Raw genomic sequence first — 13,389 nt, 5'->3', positions numbered from 1 at the left:
TTGTTTTACGGGAAGACTATATTTGCACAGGGAGGCTTATTTTATAGGGAGACTATATTTTTATAGGGAGATTTATTTTATAGGGAGACTATATTTTTATAGGGAGATTTATTTTATAGTGCGATTTATAAGGAAACGATAGAGTAAGAAAATGGTCATTTAAATAACCTTTATGATATAATTAAATTCATAAAGGTCAATACTTAAATATGAAGCCTATATTAATAGAGGCAAGTATCAATAGATATAAAATCATAGGTATAACTAGCTGCTGATATAATAAGTATGGATAGATGTAAGCAAGATTTGTTGAGTTTAATAGTATAGATATATAAAAAATAAGGAGAACGCAATGTACAAAGAATATAACAATAAAATCCCGAAAGATGCCTTAGAGATTATTCGTTGTATCGAGAAGGCTGGATATGAGGCTTATATTGTTGGGGGATGCGTAAGAGATTTACTGATGCAAAGAGAACCTAACGATTGGGATATTACGACTTCTGCGAAGCCAGAGGAGATTAAGAAGGTTTTCAGAAGAACTTATGATACAGGGATTAAGCATGGTACGGTAACTGTTATTTTAAATGAAGAGCATTATGAGGTAACAACTTATCGTATTGAAAGTGATTATAAAGATTTTAGACATCCTGAAAGTGTGAGTTTCGTGGATGATATTACTTTAGATTTATCAAGACGTGACTTTACGATGAATGCGATTGCATATCATCCTGAACGTGGTTTTGTAGATCCTTATGAAGGGGTTAAAGATATTGAGAGAGGATGTATTCGCTCTGTAAGAAATGCTGTAGAACGTTTTACAGAGGATGCACTTAGGATATTGCGAGCAGTACGATTTGCGGCACAATTAGGATTTGAAATTGAACCTCAGACGGTAGATGGTATTCGTGAGTGCAGAGATTTACTAAGACATATTAGTAAAGAAAGAATTCGTGATGAATTCCTTAAGATATGTGTGTCACCTAGACCTGAATATATTAATGAACTTTATAAACTAGAACTTCTAGAGTATATTATTCCAGAATTTATCCCAGCGTTTAATGTGCCACAAAATCACCCACATCACATTTACAATGTTGCGCAGCATACAATAGTAGCCATGCAAAATTCTGCACCTGATGTGAATTTACGTTTAACATTACTTTTACATGATATCGGCAAAATTTCTACGCGAACAACAGATGCAAATGGGGTGGATCATTTCTACAATCATCCAGCTAAATCAGCAGAGATTGCAAAGAAAGTATTAAGGGAACTTAAACTAGATAATCAATCTATTAAATCAATTAGTTCACTTATTTTATACCATGATTATCACTTACGCAGTAAGATTGATAAGGTACTCGTTAAAAATCTTTTAACACAAATTGGCCCAGATTTATTTGATATGTTACTTTTAGTTCAAGAAAGTGATGTAAAAGCACAAAATCCAGATAAGTTAGAGCCTAAATTAGAAGCAATTAAACTTCAACGAGAAATTAAGGAAGAGATTATTTCTAATGGAGAGCCTTATAATAAAGCAATGCTTGCCATTACAGGACAAGATCTTATCGATTCGGGTATTCCAAAAGGTATGGCAATTGGGAAGCTATTAGACTTAGCTTTAGAAAAAGTAATTAAGCAACCTGAGAAAAATAAAAAGGAAATACTTATAAACTATTGTCAAGATAAGTATAGACACATTAAATAATAGAGTTGAAGAGTGGTGGTGCGAAAGTACTACCACTTTTTTTAACTAAACAACATGATAAGTTTTTGAGATGGAATGACATAAAAAAAGGAGATGCGTAAAAAATCTATTGCGTAACATCTCCTGTAATATACTCTTTTTTATATTAGATTATCTAGAGTCCTAACTTAATTTTTAATAGCAGAATCAGTTGTAGTTGATGTGCTAGAATTTTTGGCTTCTATAGTTGTGTTATTAGTAGACATCTCGTTAGAAGCAGTTACCTTAAGCTGAGATAAATCAAAGTATGTAATGCCGTAGATACTATTTGAGTCATCACGTTTGGCATAACATATGTTTTCAGCTTTCATTACATTACCAATGGTTAAACCAAGAGATGAACCATCATTTAGTTTAATTGTTACTTTAAGTGTTGGTTTATTGAAACCATAAGCATCTAAAATAACACTGTCTGGTGTATCAGTAATGAACTTTTCAATTTTACTTGTTTCTAAATAAGAAACGAAGCTGTTTGTATTAGTTGGATTTAGATTTTGGGCTGTAAAAAATATTTGAGTCTGTGGAGCAGTACCTACTTCTTCTGGAAGAAGTGTATAGTTTTGCCCACCTAAAGTAAGTATGATCTCTTTTACATTATTTCTGTTGAAGCTAAGTAGTTCTTTGTTTCTCCAGCTATTTATGTCAGACTTTATGGTATTAAAAGTAGTCTGAGGCATAGTATAGACAGTATCAGAGAGTGGCGAATAAACATAGTCATTTAAGGAATTAGCAGGATTTCCTTTAATTAGGACATATTCATGACCCTCATTGTCATACAGTGTAATAGAAGAAGAAAGTTCATCGATACCATAGCTCGTTGGATTTGTTGGTGAAACTTCAATCATTTCTTCAAATAGGGGCTCTTTGAAGGCTGAAATAACATTGTAAATATACAATGCATCACCTTCGGCTTTGATCGGTTCTGTGATGAACCAATTATCACCCTCACGACTGGCTACAAGTTGTTGGCCAGAGTGCTTGTAAACGACTTTGGTAATATCAGCGACTGATTCAGACCAAAGGATAGGGGTCATATTAGTTGTATCTGCAAAGGTGTTGATGTCTTGTCTTTTTTGATAAAAGATAAGACTTACAAAAGATACAACGAATACGATAATAGGAATAAGCCAACCTTTTCGTTTCATTATCCGTACCTTCTTACTTTTATAATATTATAGATTTCACATTTATAAAATTTAGTTATTTATGTTTTTAGTCATGTGAAATCATTGAGAGAAACGACCTTACAATACATATAGTTCAATTTGATAAACTGTTTCTCTGTAATTCATAACAAGAGTAATTATATCATACTCAAGGAGATATGGAACACTATAATGCTATGTTTTTTAATATATTGTAAACAAAATATATAAAAAAATGATGAAAGGATATTTTTTCATAAAGTAGATATTTTTTACCTTGAATACACATATAAATAATAAGACGAGAATTAACTTAATATGATTAAAATAAAAATTACTGGATGGGGGGAGAAGTAGTGCGACCATTAAGTAGGGAATTATTGGCACAGTACGATGTTAGTGTGAAGAAATTACAATATATAAGAAGTAACTACTATTTAGACACAAACCGTGGGAAATTTATGCTTAGGAGAGTAGACTTACCTAGAGAGCAAATACTATTTAATTACGAGGTCGACACCCATCTAAAAAATAATGGATTTGAGGAGCTTAATGCTATTTATACGACTAAGAAAAAGAGTCCTTTTGCCTTGGTGGGGGAGCAGTGTTATATCATGCAAGAATATATAAACTGTGATGAGACGGATTTTAAGAATTTTCAAGATCTAAAAGAGACTGTGCTAGTGTTAGCTCGTTTCCATAAGGCTTGTAGGGGTATAGAAAGCAAGGTAAAGGATGTAGATGTGGTTAAGATTAAGAACATCTATGAACATTATTGTAAGCGTATGGGTGAAAACGCAAAGTTAAAGAAGAATATGATAAGTCTAAAGCAAAAGTCCAACTTTGAAATTATGTTTTTAGAGAGTGCGGAGGAGTATAGGCAGTTAGAAGAAATGGCATTAGAAACTATTAATTATGATTTAGTAGAGGCACTTATAGATGAAGTTAAGAAAGAGAAACTGGTAGCACATAAAGATTATACGTATCATACGGTCAATAAAACTGACTTAAACACATACATAATCAGCCAGATTGATACGTGTGGTTATGATATTCAAGTTTTAGATTTAGCGCATATTTTATCTAAGATTATGCAGAAGAATGATTGGGACAGCGGGGTGTTGTATCAATTAATAGAGGCATATAATAGTGTAAGGACATTGTCAGTGGATGAGTTTAATTTACTGAAGTTTATGATGATTTATCCTGAGAAGTATAATAGTATTTGCTATAAGTATATTAGTTCTAAACGGCGTTGGAATTATAGTATGTTTGAACAGAAGTGGGAAAATATGCTAGTGTATAAAGATAAGCAATTAGCTACGGCTAAGCTTATTAATACATGGTAGCCAAGGAGGTGTCGCGAAATTATTTATAATCTCGCGACACTTTTTTTGTAATAGCCCTTTCTTCTTGTTTTATTGACTTTTGAGCGGAAGAGGTTACAATTAAGATAAAACATAAAATTGCATAAAAAGGGAGGGTTAGGGTGAGAAAAAATAATAAAAATTTCGTAGTATCTATGATTATTACGGCTGTAGTAGGGTTAGTTGTGCTAATGACCATGATGCTTCTAGGGGTGAAGTATTTTATTGGACAAGACAGTGGCATAGCTGCAATGGGGGAAAATAATTTAAAGCAAGAAGAAAAAGGCCCAGAGGTTGAGTATACGGCAACTATACTTGCAGTAGTTACGGATATAACAGAGGATGAAATTAAAGCGATTGATACAGAAAGTAGGCAAGAGGTAATAAAGCCTATTGACCGAACAACCAAGGTAGCAGATGCTTATAATAGGACTATTCCACTTACTTCTATTAAAGAAGGAGATATTGTAGAGATTGTATATCAAGAAGATAAAGATCGTACAGTTTCTATTAATAAGTCTGCTGAAGCATGGACTAAAAGTAGTGTGAGTGGTGTTAAAGTAAACACAGCAGCCAATGAGCTCACATTATTTGGATCAGTTTATACATACGATAAGAATGTAATGATTTTACATGATGGAGAAAAGGATGCAAAGATAGAGCTTATCACGCCTTATGATATAGTAACTGTGCAAGGAATTAAGGATAGAGTATTTAGCATTAGAGTTGAGAAAGCTGCAGGAAGCATTATTGTAACGGATATTCCTAGTCGTCAAGGAAGAATAGAGTTAGATATTAATACAATGATTCCATTAAGTGAATTAGTAGAGCCTATTGATGTACTCGCTGGGAAACATAAAGTAGTTGTAAGCATCAAGGGGTATGAGAGCATTGTTGAAGAAATAGAGGTAGCACCTGGTGAGACATATACACTTTCATTAGATAGTGCAAAGCGTTCTTATACAAATGTAAAGGTAGCTATTAATAACTTAGATGTGGACGCATATAATATTAAAATTGATAATACAACTTATGCAAAAGGAGATCAGATTTCAATTCCACAAGGAACATATACTGTAACGATTACAGCTGAGAATTATAAACCTTGGACAAAGACAATTACTTTTGCAAAAGAAAATTATACAATTAAGGCTACACTGCAAAGTAATAAGGCAGAAGATGCAACATCGCCAGGAACATCAACAGATTCAGGTACATCATCAACGCCTTCTAAAGAAGAAACTAATAATACAGAGGCTACAAGTGAGACAAAGACTATAGATATAGCTACAGATCCATCAGGTGCTAAAGTATATATTAATGGTGTGAATAAAGGAACAACACCATATAAAGTAACTTTACCGATTGGTAGCTATAGCGTACTTTTAGAAAAAGATGGGTATGAAGTTTATAGTACAAGCATTATTTTAGATGGCAGTGATGACCAAACTGGATTCTTGTATGTACTGACACCAAATAGTTAAAGTGCAGTAACAGGATAAAAGTGAAGAGTAAAAGATATGAAGAGAGGCTACAGAGGTAGCCTCTTTTTTTGTAGAGTAGGGAGTTTGCTTTTTAACGTTGCTATTTCAAACATAAAATTTGAGTTTGGAATGTGGTGAGAGGTACTTTTTTGTAGAGGGAGGAAGGAAAGATATTTATATAGAAAACGCTTATAAATGCAAGCATAGAATGAAAATAAGAATAGAATGAGCTTTGTAGTAATAAATATAGTAATAAACGTACCTAAAAGAGGTGTGAGATTTATGCTTAATGTAGGGGATTATGTAGTTCGCCAGTCTTATAATAAGGATATTTTATTTCGCATAACATATATTTCAACCAACCAGATGGCTAAATTAAAAGGGGTATCTTATCGTGTTGTAGCAGATGCGCCAGTTAGTGATTTAGTATTAGCTGATGGCATGCGTTTTACTAATCAAGAAACAGATACGATGAATAAAGTTCAGCAGACTGTAGAGAAAATCGTTAAAAGAAGAGCAGAAGAAGCTAAAAATAAGGGCACAAGTTTTATGAAGACAGGTACAGTATTACATGTAGATGGTGATTCTTTTTACTTAAATTTATGCCTTAAGTATTATGAAACATTAGATGTACCAGTAATTGGAGAACATGTACCAGAAATAGATCAGCCTAAAAAAATAAAGTATTTATTAGAGAAGTATTCCCCAGATATATTGGTACTTACAGGGCATGATGCCCTCAACAAAAACTATAAGTCTTTACAAGACATGGGAGAATATAGAAACTCCTCATATTTTATTGAAGCAGTTAAACGCGCGAGATCAGTTAAGCCAACAATGGATTCATTAGTTATTTTTGCAGGTGCATGCCAGTCTTATTTTGAAGGAATCTTAGCCGCCGGTGCAGATTATGCAGCATCACCTGGTCGTGTACTGATTCATGCATTAGATCCAGTATTTATTGTAGAAAAAATTGCCCATTGCCCATTTCATCAAGTATTGCCTATAGAAGATGCCCTAGAAAATACAATTACTAAATTTAACGGCTTAGGTGGATATGAGATTTTAGGTAAATGTAGACGTGGCGGTCCGGTAGTAGAAAAGAAAGATAATAAGCAAACAATCACTTCATTAGATGTAGATCATATGACAGACGAAGAAATCGATAGAGAACTGGCTAAACCACTATTTAAGGATAGCGAAGAAGAATTTAAATCAAGAATGAAAACCTACATGAAATGCATCAACCTAGACGCTAAAGAGTAAAACAGCAATATTAGAGACCTGTCCCCAAAGATAAAACAGCAATATTGGAGACCTGTTCCCAAAGATAAAGCAGCAATATTGGAGACCTGTCCCCAAAGATAAAGCAGCAATATTGGAGACCTGTCCCCAAAGATAAAACAGCAATATTGGAGACCTGTCCCCAAAGATAAAGCAGCAATATTGGAGACCTGTCCCCAAAGATAAAACAGCAATATTGGAGACCTGTCCCCAAAGATAGAACAGCAATATTAGAGACCTGTCCCCAAAAGTAAAACAACAATATTAGAGAAGCGTTCCAAAATAGTTTTGGAATAAAGTACAAAGGAAGAGAATATATATATAAATAGAGAGAGTTAGTCCAAATTTATGTGGACTGTATATATAAATCTTAGGAGGGGGAAAAAAGTATGGCAGTGGAACTTGTAAGAAAGCCAGTTACATTAGAGGGCATGACAAAAAAAGAAAGTGTGCAAGTAATTAAAGAGCGAGATATTATTGTGCCAGACGGTAAGCCTGATATGCAAAATGTCGTACAGCTAGATGGCACAGTAATTCTTGACCAGATTGATGTAAGCCAAGATAAGGTAATGTATAGGGGGAAGATTAATGTAAATATTTTATATACAGCCCCTAACAATCCTAGTTGTATCTATACCATGAAGAGTTCAATTCCTATTGATGACTTTATGATTATGGAAGGTGTAGATAAGGAGCAACGCGTAGACTTTAAGTATGATGTTGAACATATGAGTTATAACATTTTAAATGAACGTAAAATAAATGTTAAAGCTATTATGCAGAATGAGGTTTATGCAACGGGTAGTAGTGAAGCTTTATTACTTACAGGCGTTGAAACAGATGATCCTATTCAATCAAGGGAGCAGACAATTGAAATTGTCAGCTTGGCTACAGAAAAGGAAGATAAGGTAATTGTTAAAGAAGATTTAACTGTAGCTCAAAACAAGCCAAGTATTGGTGAAATACTTAAAACATCTTTAGTAATTCAAGAGGAACAAGTTAAACGTACAGAAAGTGAAATCAAATATAATGGTATAATTGAGGTTACTACAATGTACAAGGCTAATAATGATGAAACAGATGTTGAAATTATTAACCATCGCGTACCTTTTGAAGGTAACATTGAAAATCTAAAAAATGAAGAAGAAGTTTATTGGGATTGTAAGCTTAGTGTAGAACCTTCTTATATGCAGGTTACGCCAGACTATGATGGTGAAGATAGAGTTATTGAATCTGAATTTATCGTAACAGCTAAATATACTAAATATAATCGTGCAGAAGAAACATTAATTTCAGATGTATATTGCCCAGGCAAGAAGGTTTCAGTTAGCGAAAAAACATTAGAGTATATGACACTCTTTAACCGCAGTGAACTGTCAATTCCTAAAAAAGATGCAATTTCTATTGAAGACTTTCCAACAGATAATTTAGAAGTGTTTAGTGTAGAGATTAAACCGACGATTGAAGAAAAAACTATTTCAGATGACAAGCTGACAATTCGCGGTATGCTTGAGATGCGTGCAATGTGTCTTGTTAATAATGAAGTAAATAGTATTGAGACAGCTATTAATGTAGTACCATTTAGTCAAGAAATTGAAGTTAGAAATATTCCAACTAAGGCTTTAGTTATTCCAAGTGTAGTTATTAAGGATGCAAAACTCTATGCACAAACTAAGAAGGAGCTTGTACTTGAATACTTATTAGACTGCACAGCAGAGATTTATACTAAGGAAGCAGTTAAAGTTCTAGAAGAAGTAAACTTAGAAGACATGTCTCTTGAAGAACTTGATAAGTATCCAAGTATGACTGTTTATCAAGTTAAAAAAGGCGATAGTCTCTGGGAACTTGCAAAAAGGTTTAATACTACAGTCAAAGAAATTCAGGAAATCAATGATATAGAACTCACAGAAAATCTTAAAGATGGCCAAAAAATAATTATCCTTAAAAAAGTTAAATTTTAAGGTTATTATAAATTAGCCAAAAGGGATGTTACACAAAATTTAATGTGTAACATCCCTTTTGCCATACCCTAAGGAAATGATTGTACATCATGTATTTTCCATTTCAAGCAGCAAATCAAGATCTTTTAAGTAGTCAGATATCCTTCAGGAGGCGTCAAGGCGCGGTGGGCGTAAGAAGACTTACGGGGGTGTGGATAATAGAGAAGCATATTTTGATCCAGACCTCGACTAAAGGAAGTGAGAAAGGGAAATATACTTCTTAATTATTCGTGCTCTCATAGCCTCAAAAGCATTCCGCCTAGTACCCTAATCAAGCCAACACCTGAATATTGTATACAGGAAATACATTCTGATTGACTTTGTATTTTAGAAGAGTTTATAATAATATCAAATAAGTCAATGATGTTAAGGGAGCGTACTATGAATTCGATTATACTCAAAGGGAGAGCGAAAATTAATTTAACACTAGATGTAGTTGGTAAAAGAGAAAATGGATATCATGATTTACAAATGATTATGCAGAGTATAAATCTATATGATACTATTCAAATTCGCAAAACAAAAACAGAAGGTGTTCGATTAACTGCAAACTATTCGTGGCTTCCAACAAATGAAAAGAATATTGCATATAGAGCAGCGCAGTTATTCTTTGAAGAATCAGGGATTCGTGGTGGTGTAGCGATTGAAATTACAAAGAGAATACCAGTAGCAGCTGGGCTTGCAGGTGGAAGCACTGATGCAGCAGCTACATTAGTAGGGCTTAACCGATTATATGAAACATATTACTCAAAGCAAAAACTTATGGAAATGGGACTTAAATTAGGAGCGGATGTGCCATTTTGTATTTTAAGGGGCACAATGTTAGCAGAAGGAATCGGTGAAGAATTAACAGCATTACCATCTATTCCATATACACATGTTGTTATTGTCAAACCGCCAGTGAGTGTATCAACAGCAGCAGTATATAAGAGTTTAAACTTAAACAATATAAAAAGACATCCAAACACAGAAACAGTTATACATGCATTAGAACAAAGGGATGTACAACAAATTGCTCATAATATGGCAAATGTATTAGAAGAGGTAACTATTCCAATGCATCCAGTTATTGAGGAAATTAAAGAAGGACTTATGGCACAAGGCGCGATGGGTGCGATGATGAGCGGTAGTGGTTCAGCGGTATTTGGTTTATTTAGTACAAAAGAAGCTGCTCATAGAGCTGCGAAATACTTCAAGGTGAATTGCGGTATGAGAGAAGTATATGCAACTACCACTTACTCAAAACTTGAACGTAAGAAAAAACGTGGAAGAAGAAAAGGCGAAAGCCAAAAGAGGGGTGTTAAAGAATGCTAGAAGATACTTATAATATGAAAATTAATGAATACTTACCGTTACGTGATATCGTATTTCAAACGTTAAGAAATGCGATTATTACAGGTGAACTTCAACCAGGAGAACGTCTAATGGAGACACAACTTGGTGAGAGATTAGGTGTGAGCCGAACACCTATCAGAGAAGCAATTCGTAAGTTAGAATTAGAAGGACTTGTAGTAATGGTACCAAGAAAAGGTGCACAGGTTGCTCAGTTTACTGAAAAAGATATTCAGGATGTATTAGAAGTTCGTGCTGCACTAGAAGCGTTAGCAGCAAAGATTGCATGTAAACGTATGGATGACCGTTCATTCTTAAAGTTACAGCTTGCTATTGCAGAATATAGTTATGCGGCTAAAAATAAAGATTTAGAAATGATGATTGAGAAAGACGTGGAATTTCATGAAATCATCGTTAATGCAACACAAAATGATAAGCTCATTCAGATTTTCAATAATTTAAGAGAGCAAGTAAATCGTTATCGTATTACTTATTTAAAGAATACAGAGGATGCAGATGCTGTACAGGCCGAGCACTTAGAAATTTTAGAAGCACTTAAAAATAAAGATGAAGAGCTTGCAAGTAGCTTAGCTTCTAAACATATTCAAACACAATGTGATTCAATTACAGATTATGTGCGTCATCAATATAAATAGAAGAAGTACTAAGTAGAGGATTAGTTAGACGTCTGTTGAGGAGATGAGCTCCTCAACTCGTTTAACGCATAACTATTGTTGGGTGCAAAATTTTTTTTGAAATTCGAAAAATAATTTTGGTGTTTTTAAAGAATGTGCAAAGTAGTTAAGAAATATAATTATAAATTACATATATTGGTAAAAATGATGGATGGACAGAAAGATTGCAAAAACGAATGTGAGCGATTAGTCTGTCCTTTTTGAGTGTTCAAAATAATTTTTAGAAAAAATATTAAAATAAACAATATTTATAAATTGGTGTTTTTGAATAGTAGCATTATGGAAAAATTAATGATAGAATATAGGCATTAAAAAATAAATAAGCTTTAGCCGAGGAGGAGAGTAATAGATGGATTACAAACAAAGCTATCAACAATGGTTAGACAGTGAAATGATAGATGAGGAAATTAAAGCAGAATTAGCAGGTATTACAGACGAAAAAGAGATTGAAGATAGATTTTATAAAAACTTAGAATTTGGAACAGGTGGACTTAGAGGCAAAATTGCAGCTGGTACAAATCGTATGAATATCTATACTGTTGGCAAAGCAACACAAGGGCTTGCACAGTATTTAGTAACAACTTTTGAAGCTCCAAGCGTAGCAATAGCATATGATTCTAGAAATAAATCAGATGTATTTGCAAGTGAAGCAGCTAGAGTACTTGCAGCAAATGGTGTAAAAGTTTATTTATATGAAAGTTTACGCCCTACTCCAATGTTATCATTTGCAGTAAGACATTTGGGTGCACAAGCAGGTATTGTAATTACAGCATCTCATAATCCTAAAGAATACAATGGTTATAAAGTATATGGCAGTGATGGTGGCCAATTAACAGATAATGCGGCAAATACAGTACTAGGTTATATCAATGAAACCGATATCTTTGGTGGAATCAAGACTATGAACCTTGAAGAAGCTGAGAAACAAGGACTTCTTGTTTACATAGGTGCAGATGTAGATAATGCGTACTATGAAAAAGTTGCAGGGCTTGTTATTAATAAAGATCTTGTAAAAGAAAGAGCATCTGAACTGAATATTATTTACACACCAATTCATGGTAGTGGGAATATTCCAGTTCGCACAATGCTTAATAAATTAGGATATACAAATGTACATGTTGTTAAAGAACAAGAATTACCAAATGGGAACTTCCCAACAGCACCATATCCTAACCCAGAGAATCCACAAGTGTTCGAGATTGCTATCCAAATGGCTAAAGAAATTGGGCCAGACCTTATCTTTGGGACAGATCCAGACTGCGACCGTATCGGTGTAATCGTCAAAGAAGATAGCGGTGAATATAAAGTATTAACAGGTAATCAAGTAGGGGTACTTTTAACTGATTATATGCTTAATGCTAGAAAAATTGGTGGGGTTTTAAGTTCTAAGGATACAATCATTAAAACAATCGTTACAACAGAGATGGCTGCAAGAGTAGCTGAATCTTATGGTGCACAGTTAATGAACGTATTAACAGGATTTAAATATATTGGTGAAAAGATTGAAGAGTTCGAGCAAACAGGATCAAATACATTTGTACTTGGTTTTGAAGAAAGCTATGGTTACTTATCAGGCGGTTTCGTAAGAGATAAAGATGCTGTTATTGCATCAGTTCTTATTGCAGAGATGGCACTTTACTACAAAACACAAGGTAAAAACTTAGCACAAGCACTTCATGATTTATTTGAAAAATACGGATTCTATAAAGAAGCTCTTGTATCAATTCAAATGGAAGGTAAAGATGGACAAGAAAAGATTGCTGAAATGATTACTGCGCTTAGAAATAACCCACCATCAGAGGTTGCTGGTGTAGCAATTAATGTAGCAGAAGACTATAAACTTTCGACAAGAGTTAATAAAGTAGCTGGTACGACAGAAACAATTAATTTACCAAAATCAAATGTACTTAAATTTATCTTAGCAGATGACAGTTGGTTCGTAATTAGACCATCTGGTACAGAACCAAAAGTAAAAATCTATGCATCAGTAGTAGGTACAAGTGCAGAAGATGCAGAAGCTAAAAGTGCGGCATTTGTGGGGGCAATTAAAGAAATCCTTAATGTATAGGCACTAAAAAGTGGTGGCAGCCTTTTTGGAAAGGGGGGAGAAGAGCGTGTGGATAAGTCGCATATATATTTTTCCATCTCCCTCCCGTTGGTCGAAGTCGAGCTAAAAATATATATGCGACTTATCCACACGCTACTAACGTATAGGAAGGCTGCGGAGCATGACGTTTTGTAGTGATACAAACAGGGGAGAGAAAAGAGTATGTATTTTTCCAACGCTCTCCTGTTGATTGAAGTTGAGCTAAAAATAGATATTGTATATGAA

General features: G+C 34.0%; 9 protein-coding genes. 8 read left to right on the top strand and 1 reads right to left on the bottom strand.

Annotated features, from left to right (window positions below; translation table 11 throughout):
* Window positions 1–352: 352 nt before the first annotated feature.
* The gene (locus tag AC1VAQ_RS08450) at window positions 353–1,711 is read left to right on the top strand and encodes a CCA tRNA nucleotidyltransferase (RefSeq protein ID WP_302598024.1); all 1,359 of its coding nucleotides are present in this window, start codon (window positions 353–355) and stop codon (window positions 1,709–1,711) included.
* Between the two features lie 167 nt (window positions 1,712–1,878).
* On the opposite strand, the gene AC1VAQ_RS08445 is transcribed toward AC1VAQ_RS08450, so the two are convergent.
* Complete coding sequence (locus tag AC1VAQ_RS08445) at window positions 1,879–2,895, bottom strand: DUF4340 domain-containing protein (RefSeq protein ID WP_302598023.1); 1,017 nt, start codon at window positions 2,893–2,895, stop codon at window positions 1,879–1,881.
* 356 nt (window positions 2,896–3,251) lie between these two features.
* Between AC1VAQ_RS08445 and AC1VAQ_RS08440 the strand changes: the two genes are divergently transcribed.
* The 7 genes from AC1VAQ_RS08440 to AC1VAQ_RS08410 all read left to right on the top strand — a co-directional run bounded on the left by AC1VAQ_RS08440 (window position 3,252) and on the right by AC1VAQ_RS08410 (window position 13,125).
* Window positions 3,252–4,244 (top strand): CotS family spore coat protein, encoded by a 993-nt coding sequence (locus tag AC1VAQ_RS08440; RefSeq protein ID WP_302598022.1) that lies wholly within the window; start codon window positions 3,252–3,254, stop codon window positions 4,242–4,244.
* 140 nt (window positions 4,245–4,384) lie between these two features.
* A complete protein-coding gene (locus tag AC1VAQ_RS08435) occupies window positions 4,385–5,746 on the top strand; it encodes a PEGA domain-containing protein (protein ID WP_302598021.1) in 1,362 nt (453 codons plus the stop codon).
* Between the two features lie 282 nt (window positions 5,747–6,028).
* Window positions 6,029–7,012, top strand: a complete 984-nt coding sequence (gene yabG / locus AC1VAQ_RS08430) for a sporulation peptidase YabG (RefSeq protein WP_479903794.1) — start codon at window positions 6,029–6,031, stop codon at window positions 7,010–7,012.
* Window positions 7,013–7,419: 407 nt separating this feature from the next.
* Window positions 7,420–8,991: a DUF3794 and LysM peptidoglycan-binding domain-containing protein gene (locus AC1VAQ_RS08425; protein WP_479903793.1), complete on the top strand. Its 1,572-nt coding sequence runs from the start codon at window positions 7,420–7,422 to the stop codon at window positions 8,989–8,991.
* 420 nt (window positions 8,992–9,411) lie between these two features.
* The gene (ispE, locus tag AC1VAQ_RS08420; protein ID WP_302600214.1) at window positions 9,412–10,344 is read left to right on the top strand and encodes a 4-(cytidine 5'-diphospho)-2-C-methyl-D-erythritol kinase; all 933 of its coding nucleotides are present in this window, start codon (window positions 9,412–9,414) and stop codon (window positions 10,342–10,344) included.
* Window positions 10,338–11,018 (top strand): GntR family transcriptional regulator, encoded by a 681-nt coding sequence (locus AC1VAQ_RS08415; RefSeq protein WP_302600213.1) that lies wholly within the window; start codon window positions 10,338–10,340, stop codon window positions 11,016–11,018. Before ispE ends, AC1VAQ_RS08415 begins: the two co-directional genes overlap by 7 nt.
* A gap of 388 nt (window positions 11,019–11,406) precedes the next feature.
* Window positions 11,407–13,125, top strand: a complete 1,719-nt coding sequence (locus tag AC1VAQ_RS08410) for a phospho-sugar mutase (protein ID WP_303244114.1) — start codon at window positions 11,407–11,409, stop codon at window positions 13,123–13,125.
* The last annotated feature ends 264 nt before the right edge of the window (window positions 13,126–13,389 follow it).

Source organism: Cellulosilyticum sp. (assembly GCF_982396655.1).
This window is presented reverse-complemented; position numbering and strand designations above follow the sequence as displayed.